We start from the raw sequence: 17,136 nt of genomic DNA, 5'->3' as shown, positions 1-17,136 counted from the left end.
CTAGACAACCTAGTAGATGAGCCCTCGAACTCCAGCTTCGCAGCCCACCCCACGTTTGACCAGTTGTCGATCTTGACTGATCGCATCGGTCCGTCCCGGACCGCAACGCCCAACAGGCCGAGGCCGACCGCACCCGTGGAGGACGCGGTCGGTCTCGGCCGTGGTGCCGGATCAGCCTCCGTGCCGACCTGGTTGCCGCTGCCGGAACGGCCGGGCACGGAGCACAGGAAGCGCCCGAACGGGCCGGGTTCAGTAGCCGTAGATCATCTTGTAGGCGACCTCGGGAAGGAACTGCCCGGCCGAGGAGCCGCCGCCCACGCCGCAGTTGCCGTCGGACTCGCCGGGAACCTTGATCCACAAGAGCATCTCGGCGCCGCCGCCCAGCCGGGTGGGAGTGCCGATGCGGCGGCCCGAGGGGTTGCACCACTGGCCGTTCGAGCCGTTGCCGTTGCGGCTGGTGTCCACGACGAACGGCTTGGTGTAGCCGTACCGGGCGCTCAGTTCCCTGTTGACGGCGGCGGCGTACGAGATGTTCTCGGCCGTGGTGAGGTAGTTGGAGACGTTGAGCGAGAAACCGTGGGCCTGCCGGACACCGGCTTCGTGAAGCCGCTGGGCCATGGTCGCCGCGCTCGCCCAGGCCGGGTTGCCGGCGTCGAGGTAGACCCAGGTGTTGGGGGCTCGGCGGTTGAACTCGGCGAGCGCGCCGGTCAGCATGCCCTCGCGTTCGTCGATCTGCGCCTGGTTCATGCAGCCGTAGTCCCCGAGGGAGTCCGGTTCGAGGACGACGACGGCCGGGCGGCCGGCGATCCCGCCCGCGAACTGGGCGATCCAGCTCGCGTAGGCGGACGGTGAGGAGGCTCCGCCCGCGGAGTGTCCGCCGCAGTAGTCACGGTTGTAGATGTTGTAGGCGACCAGGAGGGGCAGCTTGTCCCGGGCGTCCGCGGCGCCCGCGTACGCGCCGGTGGCGGCGGAGATGCTGCCGCTCCAGGAGCCGAACCAGCGGGCCGTCGGAGTATTGGCGATGGAGGCGTTGATCGCGGAGGCCCGGCCGTCGCCGGAGTTGGCGGCGACCCACCGTTTCGCGCTGGAGTCGGGGTCGGCGTAGAACCCGTTGGTCATGGTCGTCGGGTCGGCCGCGTGAGCGGTCGGGGCTGCGGCGAGGGCCAGCGGCAGTGAGGAGAGCGCTGCCACCAGGGCGAGGAGTCTGCGGCGCATGACGGGTACCTCGGCTTTCTGGCAGGGGGCGTGCGAAGGTCGACGGCGAGCCGGGGAGGGAGCGCTCCCATCGGAAGCGCTCCCGGCGACACGCTCGGTCAGCAGGTCGAGTTCGTCTGGGTGAGCAGGCCGAGCCGCCACGGGAGCAGGTTGTAGTCACCGCCCGCGTCGGGGTTCATGCCCTGGTAGAGGTACTGGAGCCGGCAGGCGGTAATGGTCAGGTCTGGTCGTGGCCGGCCCTGATCATGTCGGGCGCTGCCGGCGTGCCGCGGCCGGAGTCGGACGCGCCTCGGGTGGCGGGAGGTGCACCGCGGGTCGCGGCGGGCGTGCCGCCCATCGCCGTCAGGGTCGCGTTGTACGCCGGCTTCTTGTTGCCGTTGCGGTCGAACAGCAGCGGGTTCTCGCCGCTGCGCCACGAGTCGCTGTCGCGGATGCCCCAGACCGTGATGCCGGTGCAGCGCGCGACGTTCAGGCAGGCCCGCACCGTGTTCGCGTAGGCCGTCGTCGGTGCCTGCGCGATGTCGAGCTCGGTGATCTGGACGTCCACCCCGAGGGCGGCGAAGCTCGACAGCGTCGTCTGGAAGCTGCCGGGCGGGCCGCCGGCGCCGAAGTGGGCCTGGAGGCCAACGCAGTCGATGGGCACCCCGCGCGCCTTGAAGTCGCGCACCATGCGGTAGACGCCCTGCGTCTTGGCGTCGCTCCAGTTCTCGATGTTGTAGTCGTTGTAGCAGAGCTTGGCGGCCGGGTCCGCCGATCGCGCCGTGCGGAAGGCCTGTTCGATGAAGCCGGTGCCCAGCACGTCCCGGAAGACCGAGCTGCGCATCTGGCCGCTGCCGCCGTCGGCGAAGGCCTCGTTGACCACGTCCCAGGAGTGGATCCGGCCCTTGTAGCGGTTCATCACGGTGGTGATGTGGTTGTTCATCACGCCGCGCAGCGTGTTCGCGTCCCTGATGGAGCGGACCCACTCGGGCAGTTGGGAGTGCCAGACCAGGGTGTGGCCGCGCAGCCGCTGACCGCGGGCCTGCGCGCGATTGGCGATCTGGTCGGCGCGGCTGAACGTGAACGAGCCACGCGAGGGCTCGGTCGCGTCCCACTTCATCTCGTTCTCGGCAGTGACCGAATTGAACTCGCGGTCCAGGATGCCGGTGTATTTGCCGTCGCCGAGCCGTCCGGCGGCCACGGCGGTTCCGAAGTACCGTCCGGACTGGGCCGCTTGAGCGCCCAGGGTGGAGGCCTGCACGGCGTCGGGCGCACCGGTCGCGGTCCCCGGGGTCACCAGGACGGTCGCGGCCAGCAGGCCCAGGACGGAGGCTCGGCGACAGCCGAGCCGTTTCAGTGGATTCATGGTGTTCCTCTGGGAGGGGTGGGGGGTTGCACGGCGCGATCGGTCGCTTTGAGGGCGCGGGGTGGCGGGCGCCCGTGGGCGTGGTGGAGAAGGGCGAATCGGGAGCCCAGGAGCCTGGAGGAGCTGTGCCTCGTACAGGTGGAGCACTGCATCGGTTCGGCATGTCGGACGTACGTCGGTGCGTCGAGCATCCTGGATGATAGGAGGCTTGTGAGCCTCGTCAATCCCTCCCGCACTATTCGATTTTCACTTCGAAACATTCGGAGTGCTGAGGGCCGAATCGCCGCAGGTCCATCGCCTGTCCGATACGGAAGCTCGCGCTGTTGACATGTTCGTGCCTCCGTCTACCATCCCTGGCATCATGAGTTTCGGAATGGCATGCGAAATTTCGAACCCATGAGATGTCATGCACGTGACACCGCACGCCCCGGCCGTCTCGCGACCACCGTGCTGACGGCGTCCACCCCTCGACGCTCCCCGGAGGTCGCGATGATCCCGGCTCGGCCCTCACCCACCCCCGCCACCGGGCTCGTCCGGGCCGTCGCCTGGACCCTGGGCCTGCTGCTGGCGTTCTCCGTCGTCCCCGCCGCGGTCGGTTCCACCGCCGCCCGCGCCGACAACCCCATCGTCCAGCACGTCTACACCGCCGACCCGGCCCCGCTGGTCCACAACGGGCGGGTGTACCTCTACACCGGGCACGACGAGGACGGCTCCACCTACTTCACCATGAAGGACTGGCGGGTGTGGTCCTCCGCCGACATGGTCAACTGGACCGACCACGGTTCACCTCTCAGCCTGGCCACCTTCAGCTGGGCGTCCGCCGACGCGTGGGCCGGACAGGCCGTGGAGCGCAACGGCCGGTTCTACTGGTACGTGCCCGTGAAGAACCGGGCGACCGGCCGGATGGCCATCGGCGTGGCGGTCTCCGACAGCCCCACCGGCCCGTTCCGGGACGCCCTCGGCCGTCCGCTGGTGGAGAACGGGGAGATCGACCCGACCGTCTTCATCGACGACAACGGCCAGGCCTACCTGTACTGGGGCAACCCGAACCTGACCTACGTCAGGCTCAACGCCGACATGACGTCCTACTCGGGCAGCCCCACCAGGATCCCGCTCACCACCGCTGGCTTCGGTACCCGCACCGGTGACCCCAACCGTCCCACGCTGTACGAGGAGGGACCCTGGGTCTACAAGCGGAACGGCCTCTACTACATGGTGTTCGCGGCCAAGTGCTGCTCGGAGTTCATCGCCTACTCCACCGCGCCCGGCCCGACCGGGCCCTGGACCTACCGCGGGACGGTCATGCCCACCCAGGGCAGCAGCTTCACGAATCACCCCGGGATCGTGGACTTCAAGGGCAGTTCGTACTTCTTCTACCACAACGGCGCACTCCCGGGCGGTGGCGGCTTCACGCGCTCGGTGGCGGTGGAGAGGTTCTCCTACAACGCCGACGGCACCATCCCGTTGATCAACATGACGAACGGCGGCGCCCCCCAGAACGGCACGCTCAACCCGTTCGTACGCCAGGAGGCAGAGACGCTCGCCTGGGGGTCCGGCATCGAGACAGAGCCGGCCGCCGAAGGCGGAATGAACGTCGGCTGGATCGACAACGGCGACTACCTCAAGGTCAAGGGCGTGGCGTTCGGGCCGGGCGCGTCCTCCTTCACCGCGCGCGTGGCCTCGGGCAGCGGCGGCGGCACCGTCGAACTGCGCCTGGGTTCGCCGAGCGGGACGGTCGTGGGCCGGTGCGGCGTGCCGAACACCGGGGGCTGGCAGACCTGGACGACGGTGACCTGCCCGGTCTCCGGCGCGACCGGAACCCAGGACCTCTACCTGCGGTTCAGCGGCGGCAGCGGTTACCTCCTCAACATGAACTGGTGGCAGTTCACCCCCGGCGCCTCCCGCTCCCCGGCCGCCACCGCGACGACACCGCGGTGACCACGAAGGGTAGTTGGCCTCCACAGCCTGGTCCCGGGGCGACTGCGCCGGGGCGGGGCTGCCGGACATGCGGCTCCTCACGACACCGCACGGTGCTGTCCGGCGACACGACACGAGGGTTCGCTCAGCGGCGGGTGAGCAGGTCCGCGACCCGGGCGATCATCCGGCCCTCCTCACCGTTGCGGGCGGTCGTCGGGTTGTAGGTGAGCACGAAGCTGCGTTGCCGGTCACGGGTGGAGAACGCGGCGTTCTTGTAGCCGTAGGTCTCGCCGGTCTTGCCCCAGAACGTCACGCCGTTGACGTCGGCCCGCTGAAGCCCGGTGCTGTAGCGGGCCGGTGAGCCGTCCAGCATGCGCACGTCCTGCGGTGGCAGCGTGAACATCAGTTGCAGCAGCTCCGGCGGGAGCAGTTCGCCGGAGAACAGGGCGGTGAGCATGCGGTCGAGGTCGCGGGGGGTGGAGATCATGTCGCCCTCGCCCCGGCCGGCCGACTGGTCGTACACGGTGACGTCCCTCAGGCCACCGTCGGCCATCTCCAGGTAGCCGCGCACGTGCCGCCCGTGGATGCGGGGGTCGTCGCCCGGTACGACGGTGCCGGCCAGGCCCAGCGGGCGCAGGACGCGGGCGGCTACGGCCTCGCCGTATGGGCGTCCGGTCACCTCGTCGATGATCAGTGCGGCCAGTACATAGTTGACGCCGCGGTACTCCTGCCGCGTGCCCGGGGTGAACTTCGGTGCTCCGTGCGTCGCCGTCGCCACCCACTCCTGTGGGGTCCAGTGGTCGAAGCGGTGCTGCAACACCTCTTCCGCGCTCGCCGGTTCGGGGATGCCCACGTGGTCCGGCAACCCGCTGGTGTGGTCCAGCAGATGTCCTACGGTGACGGGCGAGAAGCGGGCCGGCAGCAGTCCCGGCAGGATGTGCCGCACCGGCTGGTCCAGAGCGGCCCGGCCCTCGGCCACGAGTTGCAGCACCACCGTGGCCACGAAGACCTTGGTGATGCTGCCGATGCGGACCTTGTCGTGCCCCGTCACCGGCCGCCGCGTCCTGATGTCGGCCACACCTGAGGAAGCCTGCCAGGAGCCGGCCGCGCCGCCGACGCGTAACTGGGCCGCGGTCGACGGCGGATGCTCCAGATCATCGATCGCCGCCCGCAGCGCGGTGGTATCCAGTGGTGGGAGAGGCGTGGCTGAAGCGGGGGACGCGACGGCGCTCCGCGCGGGCAGCACGGTAAGGGCGGCCAGGGCGGTCGCTCCCGTCAGGGCAGCGCCCGCGAAGGCCCTTCGTGACATGGGGGTCGAGGTCATGCACCTCACGCTTCCAGGAAGGACTGTGACCGCGCATCGGGGACGCCCCCGAGGGATCCCCGATCGCACCCCGACTCCTCGAGGAGCGCAGGAGAACGACCCCCAGGAAGGCCGCGCCGATGAGAGGGTCGGCTGCATGTCCACCTCGCTGCTCGCCCGCCCGGCCGCTTCTCTCGCTCTGGCCGCCGCCCTCGTCGCGTCTCTCGCGGCCTGCGGTGACGTGCGCGCCCCGGACGCGCGGGCCGGCGCGGCCTCCACCGGCTCCACGCCGTCGGGCGCGCCCTCGTCCAGCGCCCCGGGAGCGTCGCCGTACGTGGAGCCGGGCGCCGGTGACGGCGCCCCGCACTACAACGAGAACAACGCTTTCCGCCGTGAGGGCGACATGACTCCGGCCCACGCGAAGGACGCCCAGCGGGAGGCCGACCGCCTGAGGCCGGTGCTGCAACGGCTGTGGGAGCGGCGGAAGTGGGACCCCGGGACCGTACGGACGGCCCTGCTCCGGCTCGGCTACGAGGAGGAGCGCGTCACGAAGGACGGCAAGCGCGTCGGCGGCACACTCACCGTCACGGGGATGTCCCAGCGCTGGAAGGACGACGGCTACGTCACGCCCGAGGGGGCACGGGTCGCCCTGCGCGTGCACGACGACGCCTGCGTGTCGGGGTTCGTGCAGAAGTCGAACTTCGAGGTGCGGGCCCACGGCCCGTACCTCGAGACCGGCTGCTTCGAACCGCCCTACGGTCACTGAGGCCACCGGCCCGGGCGTGCGGGAAGCGGGCGTGACCGGGTACCCGGCGCCGCATCATCGGTCGCGCACTGTGGCGGGGGCTGGTCGCCGGTACCGCTGGAGGCGTCGTGATGACGCTCGGCGAGAAGATCGAGCAGGCCGTCACCGGCCGCCCCGACTCCCCTCACCAATGATCAGATCCGGGAGAACGCCACCGGAGTCGGCGCCCCGCCCGCCACCTGGCCCCGCACGGAACTCGCCGTGGACGTCCCGCGCAAGGCGGTCCACGGCCTCGTCACCGGCGCCGTGGCCGATGCGCTGGCCGCCCGGGAAGACCCAGGCCCGGGCGAGCGCCACGCCACCCGTCGCCCGGGCCGCCTTGCCGGTGCCGGGCCGCTGCCCCGCGAGGACGGCCACGGCCGCTGAACCCGGCCCTCGGCTCAGCGGGTCAGCACACCCGCCAGCGCCCCCGCCCCCGCGGCACACGCCACGACCGCGCAGGCACCGGCCGCGTGGCATCGGAGCAGCGTGCGCCGGAGGTGGGCGTAGCGGCTCTCGTACTCCTGCCGCAGCTCGTCGGCTCGTCGCACGGTGCCGAGCATCAGCTGCCGGGTCACGTCGAGACGCCGGCGGACATAGTGGCCGGTGATCTCCTCGGTCTGGGCGGTGGTCAGCCACGGCATGCGTGCGCAGAGCTGCTCGGCTTCGCGCTGCGCCTCCTCGCGGTGAACGTGGGCGAGAAGGAAGCCCTCGGTCTCGTCGGCCAGGGCGTTGCGCGGCTCGTCCACGGGCACCTGCTGCCTGCCCCGTCTCACAGCCGCTCGCCCTTGTGCCCCTCGGCGTCGATCACATCGCGCTGACCGGTGTTCTCCGCCTCGTCCAGGCTCGCCACGTCCGGGTGACGCAGGTCGAAGGCCGGCGACTCGGAGCGGATCTTGGGCATGGTGAGGAAGTTGTGGCGGGGCGGCGGGCAGGACGTGGCCCATTCCAGCGAGCGGCCGTAGCCCCAGGGGTCGTCGACCTCGACCTTCTCGCCCTTCTGGGCCGTCCGCCACACGTTGTACAGGAAGGGCAGGGTGGAAAGGCCGAGCAGGAAAGCACCGATCGAGGAGACGGTGTTGAGCGCGGTGAACCCGTCGGCGGCCAGATAGTCGGCGTAGCGGCGGGGCATGCCCTCGGCGCCGAGCCAGTGCTGGACCAGGAACGTGGTGTGGAAGCCGACGAACAGCGTCCAGAAGTGGATCTTCTCCAAGCGCGTGTCGAGCATCGTGCCGGTCATCTTCGGCCACCAGAAGCTGAACCCGCCGAACATCGCGAACACGATCGTTCCGAAGAGCACGTAGTGGAAGTGGGCGACCACGAAGTAGCTGTCGGTGACGTGCCAGTCGAGCGGCGGGGAGCCCAGGATGACGCCGGTCAGGCCGCCGAAGAGGAAGGTGACCAGGAAGCCGATCGCCCAGAGCATGGGCGGTTCGAACGACAGCGAACCCCGCCACATCGTGCCGATCCAGTTGAAGAACTTCACACCCGTCGGTACGGCGATCAAATAGGTCATGAAGGAGAAGAACGGCAGCAGCACCGCGCCGGTGGCGAACATGTGGTGCGCCCACACCGTCACCGAGAGGCCGGCGATGGAGACGGTGGCGCCGATCAGACCGGTGTACCCGAAGATCGGCTTGCGGGCGAAGACGGGGATGATCTCCGTGATCACGCCGAAGAACGGCAGCGCGAGGATGTACACCTCGGGGTGGCCGAAGAACCAGAACAGGTGCTGCCACAGCACCGCGCCCCCGTTCTCCGCGTTGAACACCTGCGCGCCGAAGCGCCGGTCCGCTTCCAGCACCAGCAGCGCGGCGGCCAGGACCGGGAAGGCCAGCAGCACCAGCAGCGAGGTGAGCAGCACGTTCCAGGTGAAGATCGGCATCCGGAACATCGTCATGCCCGGGGCGCGCATGCAGATGATGGTGGTGATGAAGTTGACGGAGCCGAGGATGGTGCCGAAGCCGGACAGCGCAAGCCCCATGATCCACAGGTCACCGCCCACCTGGGGCGTGCGCTCCCCACCGCTGAGCGGCGTGTACGCGGTCCAGCCGAAGTCGGCCGAGCCCTGCGGGGTGAGGAAGCTGCCGAGCACGATCAGCCCGCCGAAGAGGAACAGCCAGTACGAGAGCATGTTCAGCCGCGGGAACGCGACGTCGGGTGAGCCGATCTGCAAGGGCATGACGGCATTGGCGAAGCCGGCGAAGGTGGGCGTGGCGAACAACAGGAGCATGATCGTGCCGTGCATGGTGAACGCCTGGTTGTACTGCTCGCCGGAGACGATCTGCAGCCCCGGCCGGGCCAGTTCGGCCCGGATGAGCATCGCCAGTGCCCCGGCGACCAGGAAGAACCCGAACGACGTGATCAGATACAGGTGCCCGATCTTCTTGTGATCGGTGGTCGTCAGCCAGGAGACGACCACCTCCCCTCTGCCGCGGCGCTCGACCGCGGGTGCGGGTGAAACGGGTTCAGTGTGTGTCGCCATCAGGTCCTCGATCGGCAGCAACGGTGCACGGACGGCCATCCGCCCCGGGGAAACCTATTCGCTGCGGTTCGGTCCCTTTGTCTGTTCTCGGGTGTCCTTGCTCTGAACGGCGGAATGATCCATTCGTCAGGGGTGGGGCAGGCACCCTCGGAGCGCCGACGCCTTTCCGCATGCAAGCGTTTTCTGCGTCTGTGTCATGTTTTGTTACGGCACGAGCGCGGCACTCGGTCAGCCACGATCGGGCCTCCGAGGTGACCTTGGTTCTCAAGGCGCGTCGGACGCGCGCCGGGATCGGGCCCGGCCCCCGGGCGGAACAGAGGGTGGTCGATGACGACGATCGGCGTGGAAGAGGAATACCTGCTGCTCGACCCGGTCACGGGTCTGCCGGTACCTCAGGCGGACAAAGTACGCGCCGCTGCGGGCGTGGGGCACCTCGTGACGGACCAGGAGGTGCAGTACGAGCTGCTCCAGGCGCAGGTCGAGGTGGCCACTCCGGTCTGCGACACCCTGGAGGAGGTCGGAGGCCACCTGCTGCGGTTGCGGCACGCCGTCGGCGGTGCCGCCGAGCAGCACGGCTGCCGGATCGGGGTCTGCGGCACCCCGCCGCTGCGGCACGGCCGCCCCATCGCCGTCACCGACCAGGCCCGCTACCGGGCCATGGTCACCCAGGCACCCCAACTGGTGGCGGAACAACTGGTCAACGGTACGCACGTGCACGTCGCCGTGCCGGACCGGGAAGCGGGCGTGCAGGTGCTGAACCGGATCCGTTACCGGTTGCCGACGCTGACGGCCATGGCGGCGAACTCCCCGCTCTGGGACGGCCACGACACCGGTTTCGCGAGCTGGCGCACCGTGATCTTCGGCCGGTGGCCGGTCAGCGGCATGCCCCCGCACTTCCGGGACGCCGCCGACTACGACCGGCGCGTGGAACGGCTGCTGGAGTCGGGTCTGATCTCGGACGTCGGTCAGCTCTACTGGCAAGCCCGCCTCTCGGCCACGTACCCCACCATCGAGGTCCGGTGCCTGGACGTCCAGCTGCGCGCGGACGAGGCGGTGATGCTCGCCGCGCTCATCCGGGCCCTCGTGGAGACCGCCCTGGCGGAAGCGGCCGCCGACGCGCCCCTGCCCGACGTCGCGCCCGAGCTGTTGCAGGCCGCCATGTGGCACGCCGCCCGCCACGGTCTGGGAGACACCCTTCTCGATCCCGTCGGCGCCCCGCACCGGGCCGGCGACGTGCTCTACGAATTCCTGCGGCACGTCGCGCCCGCCCTCGAGGCATCCGGTGACTCCCGGCAGGTCACGTCCCTGATCCACCGGCTGCTGCAGGACGGGACCGGTGCGGACCGGCAGCGCGCCGCCCTCGCGCACGGCGGTCTCCGCGCGGTCACCGAGCTGATCAGCGCGCAGAGCACGATGCCGTGAGGCCCGGAACGGCTCCTCAGGCCACCGCGGCGTAGGCGGCGGCGACAGCGGTGTCCGCGCGGGCGTGTATGACCAGTCGCGTGCCGCCGGTGTCGGCGTCCGCCTCGAGTGCGCGGCGGACGGGCGCACTGTGCGTGGCGACCGACATCAGAGTGCCCGTCCTGCTGCACAGGTGATGGACCCGGAGGACCACGCTGACCACCGTGCTCCGGGCGGCCGGCTCGTCGAGGACGATGACCACGGGCGCCGGCCGGCAGGCCTGCACGAGGTCGCTGATCCTCGTGAGGAGCGTGGCGCGCCCGCCGATGCCGGGGTCCTGGTGGACCGTGATGACGAGGACTCCGCGATCGAGCGAATGGGACAGCACCACGGCCTTCGTTCCTCCGTTTCCTTTGTCGGCGGGTCGTTCCGCCATGGAAGTACCCGGGGGTCGCCGCTCGAAGCCTCAACGCTCCCGCGCCGTCCGGCCCATGCGGTGAGCACCCGTTCGGGGCATGCGTGATGGCCGGAAACCGCCCCGGCCGCAAGAGTGGGGGAGGCGAAGCCGTTCCCTTCGGTCCTGGCGGGGCACTCCGTCGGCGCGCGAGTCCCTACACCCCCAGGAGACGGTCCATGAGTTTCAACCCATTGGAACAGAGGGGCATCCCGCTCGACCGCCAGCTCCGCAGCTGGCGCGAGCTGAACGTGCAGCCCATCGACCCCGACCGCTGCGACCCGTACACCCGATGCCGGATCATCGCGATGAACGGCATCGAGGTCGAGGCGATCCTCTTCAGCCACCAGCTCGCCCGCAACACCGTCGACCCGGAGGTGAAGCGGCAGCTCGCCCGGACCCGCTACATCGAGGCGCAGCAGCAGAAGGTGGTCAACTGGCTGCTGCCCGGGGTGTCCTCGGTCCTGGAGACGACCATCGCCTACGAGCAGGTCGCGGTGGATCTGACGGCCTGGGTGGCGCGCATGGAGCCGGACCCCTACCTGAAGCAGGCATACCAGTTCGGCGTGCTGGAGGACTTCGACCATCTGTACCGGTACGCCAACCTCTACGAGATGATCGAGCACCGCAAGGCGGAGTCGATCGTGGACAACCTCACCGAGGTGATGCCGGGCCGGCCGACGAAGTACCACCACCGTGACCCGTACGACAACGTCCGTGACCCCTACGACAAGAGCGGCACGAACCCGCTGTCCAAGCTGCACGCCCTGACGATCATGGCGGCGGAGCAGCAGACCATGAACTTCTACATGAACACCGGCCCCACCTACATGGAGCCCATCGCCCGCCAGCTCTACCAGGAGATCGGGCTGATCGAGGAGGAGCACGTCACCCACTACGAGTCGCTCGTCGACCCGGGGGAGACGTGGTGGGAGCAGCTCGTCAACCACGAGTACAACGAGTGCTACCTGTACTACTCCTTCATGGAGCAGGAGAGCGACCCCAAGGTGAAGGCGATCTGGGAGCTGCACCTGAACATGGAGCTGGAACACCTGCACACGGCCTGCGACCTGATGCGCCGCCACGACGGCCGGGAGCCGCAGGAGTGCCTCGCCCCGGAGCTGCCGAACGTGCTCACCTTCGAGCCGAACAAGCAGTACGTGCGCGAGCTGCTGGACACCCAGATGGACCTGACCACGCTGGGCGCCGGATATGTGCGCGAGGCGCACGAGCGGTTCGAGACGATGCAGGAGCGGATTCACGGCGGTGACGAGCCGCCCAGCGAGCGCGTGATGGTCCAGCACGACGAGATGTTCGGCCGCGACTACCGCGTGCAGACCGAGGGCGAGCACCCCGACCCCGCGATGCGCGAGAAGTGAGGCGACCGACCATGCCCGAGACGCACACTCCCCAGGCCGGTGACGACCGCGCCGCGGACACCGACGTGGTCGCGCTCCTCATGCGCCAGCACGGCGACATCCGCAACCTCTTCGACGAGGTCGAGCACAGCACGGGTGAGGAACGCCGGGAGGCCTTCCGGCGCCTGGTGCGGCTGCTGGCCGTGCACGAGACCGCGGAGGAAGAGGTCGTCCACCCCTTCGCCCGGCGGTCCCTGCCCGGTGGCGAACAGGTGGTGGAGGACCGGCTCGCCGAGGAGAAGGCGGCCAAGGAGACCCTGGCCGCTCTGGACGAACTGGACACCGACGACCCGAAGTTCATGCTCCAGCTGATGAAGCTGCGCAAGGACGTGCAGGAGCACGCCCGGGCGGAGGAACGCTACGAGTTCACGCACCTGCGCCGCAGCACCGACGCCGACGGCCTCGCCACGTTGGCCAGGGCGGTGAAGGCCGCCGAGGCCATGGCACCCACCCGTCCGCACCCCGGCGTCGAGTCCGCCAAGGCCAATGTGGCCCTCGGTCCCGTCGCGGCCCTCGTGGACCGCACGAAGGACGCCGTCCGCAAGGCGATGGGCAAGGACTGAACTCCGCGCGGAGCCGGCGGCGTCAGGTCCGCCGGGCGTCGGTCGTGTCCCCGGTGCTCCGGGTGCTCCCCGTGCCCTTGGTGTCCGCGGGCTCGTAGGCGGTGATGTCGTAGTGCGCTTCGTCGTCGACTGCGTTCTCCTCCCAGTCCAGGACGATGCGCACAGGGTGTCCGTCGGCCGCGTACCTCGCCTCGGCCGTGTCCGCGTCGTCCCGGCGCGCCTGCTCCAGCTCCGCGAGGAGCTCGCCGAGCGTGGGCACGGCGTCGGGTGCGCTCTCGACCGCCCTGCGCGCGGAGTCGTCCAGGCCCACCGCCCTCACGACAACACCGTCGCGGACCGAGATCCGGAAGGTGCCGAGCAGGCTTCGCTCCCCCTCGCTCGACCGGAGCGTGTAGGTGTAGGAGGCGGGCTCCCGCCAGTCGCCCCGGACATGTCCGGGTGCGCCTTCCGCCTCGGGGGACGCCGATGTCGCGGTGCCGCAGGCGGCGACCGCACAGACGATCCCTCCGATCAGTACGGCGCCGAGAACGGCTCGGGCTGGGGCAGTCATGGTGGAGGTCCCTTCGACGGTCACCACTGTGACGCGGGCCGCCCGGAGAACGTTCGGCGGCCTCGGCGACCCGAGCGGCACGCATGGCCTGCCGTCGGTCGTCGCGTGGTCAGACGGGAAGGACGAACGGGGGGTGCGCCCCGTTGAGGAAGTAGTCCCCGACGTCCTGGAGCCGGTGGCCGACGGGCTCGTACAGGGTATGCGTCCGGGCGTTGCGCCAGAACCGGTCGAAGCCGAGGCGGGCGGAAGCGGAGCGGGCGCCGATGATGTCCAGGGCGCGAGCGGTGGACTCCTGGGCGGCCTTGGAGGCGGCGGCCTCGGCCATGGCCACCAGGACCGCGATCTCCGCGTACTCCTCGTAGGTGAGGTCCTCGCCGCGGTCCAGCCCGCCCTGCACGGCCCGGCGTGCCTCGTCGGCGAGTGCGGACGCCGAGCGGGTGAGCACGGTGAGCTCCCCGTACGCCGTCAGCACCTGTGGATCCCGGGGGGAACCCACCGGCCAGTCCGGATGCCGGTGCGAGGGGCCGGACCTGCTGTACTCACGGGCCTCGGCGAGCACGCCCTCCGCCATGCCGAGCCGCAGCTGCGCCGACAGCAGACGACCGACCGGTGACACCAGGGCCGTCAGGGGTGACAGGACGTCCTCGTCCGCCGACAGGGAGCCCAGCACGTCCGCGGCGGCGACGGGCACGGCGTCGAACTCCGCGCTGCCGCCAGCCGCCAGCCGCTGACCGAAGGGGTCGGTGTCACCGTCGACGACCACACCCGCGCGGGCGGGATCGACCACGACGGCGAAGGGTTCACCGGTTCCGGCCCGCACTGCGCGCACGGCGAGGCGGTCGGCGACCAGAACGCCCGCGGCGTAGCTCTGCCGCCCGTTCAGAACGTACCCGCGTGTGTCCGGAGTGAGTGTCAGCGCCGGTTCCTGGCGGGCCAGGCCGCCGCCCCAGCACCACTGCTCCGCTGCGGACCGCCGCTCCAGCCGGGCGGTGAGGGCGGGATCGGCGAACGACCGGACGCTCCAGGACGTGAAGTAGTGACAGCCGAGGAGCTGCCCGATGGCGCCGTCGGCCGCCGCGATCTCCCGGACCACGGCGTACGCCTGGGTCCAGTCGGCGCCGCCGCCCCCGAGTTCGCGGGGGAGCAGGAGGGTCAGCAGCCCGGACTCGCGCAGCCGGGACACCTCGTCGAAGGGGGGCTTGCCCGCCTGATCCCGGGCGACGGCGTCCGTCGCCAGGTCCTCCGCCGTCTCGCGTGCCACGCGCGACCAGTGCGCGCTGCCGGTCCCCGACTGGTCGAACTCCGCGGCGGGGCCGGACGGCGCCAGGGCAACGCCCATCGCTGAAATCTCCTCAAGTTCGTACGCGGAATGGGGTGTTGAGCATCACGGGCGGGAAAGATGTGTGGGCCATCCGCATCATCCTGCGCAGGAGCGCAAGGTCCCGTCAATACTTTCCTAGTAATTCGATAGGGAACGTAGGGAATGGCGGCGCGCGGTCCGCGGAGAGGATGCCGCCACGCACCACCTCGGCAGCGTAGGCGGCCTCGTGCAGGGGTCAGGACGATGGCGGCGATGCACATCCGCCGCGCGGGGCGGTCGCGCCGGGCAGGCTTCCGGCCACCGTCGGCCCCCCGGGTCTGAGACCGGGCGGCCGGACACCCCGACACAGGACGCGGACACGAACTGACCGCATTCCGTGCGACCGTGAGCGCGCAAGCCGCCCGGACACCTGGACCGCGGGTCGGCACACGACGCGAAGGCCGAGGTGCTCCGATGACCGTTCTCGACGCCCGGGCGCTCAACCGTGCCACCCTGGCCCGGCAGTTGCTCCTCGAGCGTGCCGATCTGCCGGTCCTCGACGCGGTCGCGCACCTGTGCGGTCTCCAGGCGCAGGAACCGCAGGAGCCGTTCCCCGGCCTGTGGTCGCGGCTGCGGGCCTTCGACCCGGCGGAGCTGTCGGACCTGCTGACCGGGCGCCGCGTCGTGCGCACCCACCTCATGCGCCGCACCGTCCATCTCGTCACCGCCGACGACGCCGTGGCCTGGCGTTCCCGCCACGGCGCCATGCTCCGGCAGCGGGTCCTCGGCGTGTACCGGCGCGAACTCGACGGAATCGATCCCGCTGAACTGGCGGCGGCGGGCCGCGAGGTCATGGCCGACGGTGAACCCCGCTCCATGCCCGGCCTCGCACGAGCCGTCGCCGGCCGCCGGCCCGGGGCGCAGCCGCGGCCCCTGGGCGAGATGCTGGTCGCGGCCCTCCTCCCGACGGTCCAGGTGCCGCCGCGCGGCCTGTGGCGCACCCGAGGGGGTGCGCGCTATGCACTCCTCTCCTCCTGGCTCGGCCGCGAGATCGACCCGCCCTCCCCGGACGTCTCCGACCCCGTGGGCCGGGCGCTGGTACGGCGCTACCTGGCCGCGTTCGGCCCAGCCGCCCCGGCCGACCTGCGCGCCTGGTGCGGTCTCGCCGGACTGCCCGCCGCGGTCTCCGCCCTCCGCGGGGAACTCGTCGCCTTCCGCGACGAACGGGGCCGCGAACTGCTCGACCTCCCCGAAGCGCCCCGCCCCGATCCCGGCACCCCGGCGCCGGTGAGGTTCCTGCCGGCGTTCGACAACGCGATCCTCGGATATCACGACCGCAGCCGGATCATCGACGACGAGCACCGTCATCTGTCCGTCGCCGGCGCCCGAGTCGTCCTGGTCGACGGCAGAGTCACCGCGACCTGGACCGTCGAGGAGGGCACGGTGCACGTCACCCCGTTGCGCCGCTTCTCCCGGGCCGACCGCACGGCCGTCGCCGAGGAGGGGCGGGCGATGGCCTCCTTCCTCTCCGGGGACGAGAGCGACCGGGTACACATCGCGGCCTCTCCCGGCTGACCCGGATTCGCGCCGCCCGGAATGTGCATGTCCGGCGTTGATCGGCGGGCGTTCCCGGCCGACAGGCGCACACTGGAAGGGTGCTGCCGGTGCTCATGAGGGGGTGTCGGCCCATGGAAGCGTCAGAACGTGTGACCGTGCGGTGGTGGCGGTGGCGGCGCAACGTGCTCAAACGGCGCGTCGACGTCGTCGAAGCCTGGATCGTGCTCGCGGGCTGGGTGCTCGCCCTGCTGGGCGGGATCATCGCGGGCCTGCTCGCGGCGGGCACGGTCGAGCAGGCCGTCGAGCGGCAGCGGGCCGAGAGCCGCCAGGTCCGGGCGACGGTCGTCGAGGACGCGCCCGGTCCGTCACCGGCCCGAGAGGCGAGCGACCACCGGGTGTGGGGCAAGGTGCGGTGGACCGCGCCCGACGGCTCCACGCACCGGGAGGAGGCCCGGGTACCGGCGAGAGCACCCGCCGGAAGCACCCTGACCGTGTGGGTGAACCGGAGCGGTGACCTCACGACCGCGCCCGTGTCCGGCGGCGAGGCCTGGCTGCACACCGCCATGGGCGGCGCGCTCGCCGGGATCTCCACGGGCGCCGCGGTACTGGGAGCCACCTGGCTGACCCGCCTGGGCCTCGACCGGCGCCGCATGTCCCAGTGGGACGCGGAGTGGGAGCGGATCGACGCGCGGAGGGGCTGGAAGACGGGGTGAACGCCGCGGTCCAGCGGTACCTGCTTTTCGGTGTGCTTGCGGCCCCTGTGACGGATTCCGGTGCCGGTCCCCCCGGGAGCCGATCGTGGCGCGGGCATGTCCGGCAGGGCGAGCGCGGGGGGCGGTGCGAG

General features: G+C 70.8%; 15 protein-coding genes and 1 pseudogene. 7 read left to right on the top strand and 9 right to left on the bottom strand.

Annotated elements, in window-relative coordinates:
- Positions 1–249: 249 nt before the first annotated feature.
- On the bottom strand, positions 250–1,215 hold the full coding sequence (locus AB0F04_RS24270) for a glycoside hydrolase family 6 protein (protein WP_362044448.1): 966 nt from the start codon (positions 1,213–1,215) through the stop codon (positions 250–252).
- Between the two features lie 310 nt (positions 1,216–1,525).
- Positions 1,526–2,560 (bottom strand): annotated as a pseudogene (locus tag AB0F04_RS24265) (endo-1,4-beta-xylanase); the annotation flags it as partial.
- A gap of 396 nt (positions 2,561–2,956) precedes the next feature.
- Between AB0F04_RS24265 and AB0F04_RS24260 the strand changes: the two are divergent.
- Positions 2,957–4,498, top strand: a complete 1,542-nt coding sequence (locus tag AB0F04_RS24260) for a glycoside hydrolase family 43 protein (RefSeq protein ID WP_362044446.1) — start codon at positions 2,957–2,959, stop codon at positions 4,496–4,498.
- Positions 4,499–4,622: 124 nt separating this feature from the next.
- On the opposite strand, the gene AB0F04_RS24255 is transcribed toward AB0F04_RS24260, so the two are convergent.
- Positions 4,623–5,801 carry a serine hydrolase domain-containing protein gene (locus AB0F04_RS24255; protein WP_362044444.1) on the bottom strand — a complete coding sequence of 393 codons (1,179 nt, stop codon included), beginning with the start codon at positions 5,799–5,801 and terminating at the stop codon, positions 4,623–4,625.
- A 136-nt stretch (positions 5,802–5,937) separates the two neighbouring features.
- Here AB0F04_RS24255 and AB0F04_RS24250 point away from each other — a divergent pair, with 136 nt between their 5' ends.
- A complete protein-coding gene (locus tag AB0F04_RS24250) occupies positions 5,938–6,546 on the top strand; it encodes a hypothetical protein (RefSeq protein ID WP_362044442.1) in 609 nt (202 codons plus the stop codon).
- Between the two features lie 141 nt (positions 6,547–6,687).
- Here the strand turns inward: AB0F04_RS24250 and AB0F04_RS24245 are convergent, their stop codons facing one another.
- Genes AB0F04_RS24245 through ctaD form a run of 3 tightly spaced genes read right to left on the bottom strand, consistent with a single transcriptional unit; the run spans position 6,688 to position 9,049 of the window.
- On the bottom strand, positions 6,688–6,942 hold the full coding sequence (locus AB0F04_RS24245) for a hypothetical protein (protein ID WP_362044440.1): 255 nt from the start codon (positions 6,940–6,942) through the stop codon (positions 6,688–6,690).
- Positions 6,943–6,965: 23 nt separating this feature from the next.
- Positions 6,966–7,313, bottom strand: coding sequence for a hypothetical protein (locus AB0F04_RS24240; RefSeq protein WP_362044438.1), 348 nt, complete (start codon positions 7,311–7,313; stop codon positions 6,966–6,968).
- Between the two features lie 23 nt (positions 7,314–7,336).
- Entirely contained in the window at positions 7,337–9,049 is a 1,713-nt protein-coding gene (ctaD, locus tag AB0F04_RS24235; protein ID WP_362044436.1) for a cytochrome c oxidase subunit I, read from the bottom strand.
- A 327-nt stretch (positions 9,050–9,376) separates the two neighbouring features.
- Here ctaD and AB0F04_RS24230 point away from each other — a divergent pair, with 327 nt between their 5' ends.
- Positions 9,377–10,471 (top strand): glutamate--cysteine ligase, encoded by a 1,095-nt coding sequence (locus AB0F04_RS24230; protein ID WP_362044434.1) that lies wholly within the window; start codon positions 9,377–9,379, stop codon positions 10,469–10,471.
- Positions 10,472–10,487: 16 nt separating this feature from the next.
- Here AB0F04_RS24230 and AB0F04_RS24225 read toward each other — a convergent pair whose 3' ends face one another.
- Positions 10,488–10,838: a hypothetical protein gene (locus AB0F04_RS24225; RefSeq protein WP_362044906.1), complete on the bottom strand. Its 351-nt coding sequence runs from the start codon at positions 10,836–10,838 to the stop codon at positions 10,488–10,490.
- Between the two features lie 245 nt (positions 10,839–11,083).
- Between AB0F04_RS24225 and AB0F04_RS24220 the strand changes: the two genes are divergently transcribed.
- Together AB0F04_RS24220 and AB0F04_RS24215 are read left to right on the top strand one after the other, a co-directional pair.
- Complete coding sequence (locus AB0F04_RS24220; RefSeq protein WP_362044432.1) at positions 11,084–12,283, top strand: hypothetical protein; 1,200 nt, start codon at positions 11,084–11,086, stop codon at positions 12,281–12,283.
- 11 nt (positions 12,284–12,294) lie between these two features.
- Complete coding sequence (locus tag AB0F04_RS24215; protein WP_362044431.1) at positions 12,295–12,885, top strand: hemerythrin domain-containing protein; 591 nt, start codon at positions 12,295–12,297, stop codon at positions 12,883–12,885.
- A gap of 22 nt (positions 12,886–12,907) precedes the next feature.
- Here the strand turns inward: AB0F04_RS24215 and AB0F04_RS24210 are convergent, their stop codons facing one another.
- A complete protein-coding gene (locus AB0F04_RS24210; RefSeq protein WP_362044429.1) occupies positions 12,908–13,435 on the bottom strand; it encodes a DUF6174 domain-containing protein in 528 nt (175 codons plus the stop codon).
- A 109-nt stretch (positions 13,436–13,544) separates the two neighbouring features.
- Positions 13,545–14,774, bottom strand: coding sequence for an acyl-CoA dehydrogenase family protein (locus AB0F04_RS24205; RefSeq protein ID WP_362044427.1), 1,230 nt, complete (start codon positions 14,772–14,774; stop codon positions 13,545–13,547).
- 435 nt (positions 14,775–15,209) lie between these two features.
- Between AB0F04_RS24205 and AB0F04_RS24200 the strand changes: the two genes are divergently transcribed.
- Positions 15,210–16,310, top strand: coding sequence for a winged helix DNA-binding domain-containing protein (locus AB0F04_RS24200; RefSeq protein WP_362044425.1), 1,101 nt, complete (start codon positions 15,210–15,212; stop codon positions 16,308–16,310).
- 113 nt (positions 16,311–16,423) lie between these two features.
- Positions 16,424–17,005 (top strand): hypothetical protein, encoded by a 582-nt coding sequence (locus tag AB0F04_RS24195; RefSeq protein WP_362044423.1) that lies wholly within the window; start codon positions 16,424–16,426, stop codon positions 17,003–17,005.
- Positions 17,006–17,136 lie beyond the last annotated feature (131 nt).

The organism is Streptomyces sp. NPDC029041, from assembly GCF_040637515.1.
Taxonomy (GTDB): domain Bacteria; phylum Actinomycetota; class Actinomycetes; order Streptomycetales; family Streptomycetaceae; genus Streptomyces.
Note: the sequence above shows the minus strand (reverse complement) of the source record. Positions and strands in the feature narration are given on the sequence as shown.

Excerpts from the sequence above, each read along its gene's own strand:
- AB0F04_RS24270 (WP_362044448.1), bottom strand. The coding sequence starts at position 1,215 with ATGCGCCGCAGACTCCTCGCCCTGGTGGCAGCGCTCTCCTCACTGCCG.
- AB0F04_RS24260 (WP_362044446.1), top strand. The coding sequence starts at position 2,957 with ATGAGATGTCATGCACGTGACACCGCACGCCCCGGCCGTCTCGCGACC.
- AB0F04_RS24255 (WP_362044444.1), bottom strand. The coding sequence starts at position 5,801 with ATGACCTCGACCCCCATGTCACGAAGGGCCTTCGCGGGCGCTGCCCTG.
- AB0F04_RS24250 (WP_362044442.1), top strand. The coding sequence starts at position 5,938 with ATGTCCACCTCGCTGCTCGCCCGCCCGGCCGCTTCTCTCGCTCTGGCC.
- ctaD (WP_362044436.1), bottom strand. The coding sequence starts at position 9,049 with ATGGCGACACACACTGAACCCGTTTCACCCGCACCCGCGGTCGAGCGC.
- AB0F04_RS24230 (WP_362044434.1), top strand. The coding sequence starts at position 9,377 with ATGACGACGATCGGCGTGGAAGAGGAATACCTGCTGCTCGACCCGGTC.
- AB0F04_RS24220 (WP_362044432.1), top strand. The coding sequence starts at position 11,084 with ATGAGTTTCAACCCATTGGAACAGAGGGGCATCCCGCTCGACCGCCAG.
- AB0F04_RS24215 (WP_362044431.1), top strand. The coding sequence starts at position 12,295 with ATGCCCGAGACGCACACTCCCCAGGCCGGTGACGACCGCGCCGCGGAC.
- AB0F04_RS24210 (WP_362044429.1), bottom strand. The coding sequence starts at position 13,435 with ATGACTGCCCCAGCCCGAGCCGTTCTCGGCGCCGTACTGATCGGAGGG.
- AB0F04_RS24205 (WP_362044427.1), bottom strand. The coding sequence starts at position 14,774 with ATGGGCGTTGCCCTGGCGCCGTCCGGCCCCGCCGCGGAGTTCGACCAG.
- AB0F04_RS24200 (WP_362044425.1), top strand. The coding sequence starts at position 15,210 with ATGACCGTTCTCGACGCCCGGGCGCTCAACCGTGCCACCCTGGCCCGG.
- AB0F04_RS24195 (WP_362044423.1), top strand. The coding sequence starts at position 16,424 with ATGGAAGCGTCAGAACGTGTGACCGTGCGGTGGTGGCGGTGGCGGCGC.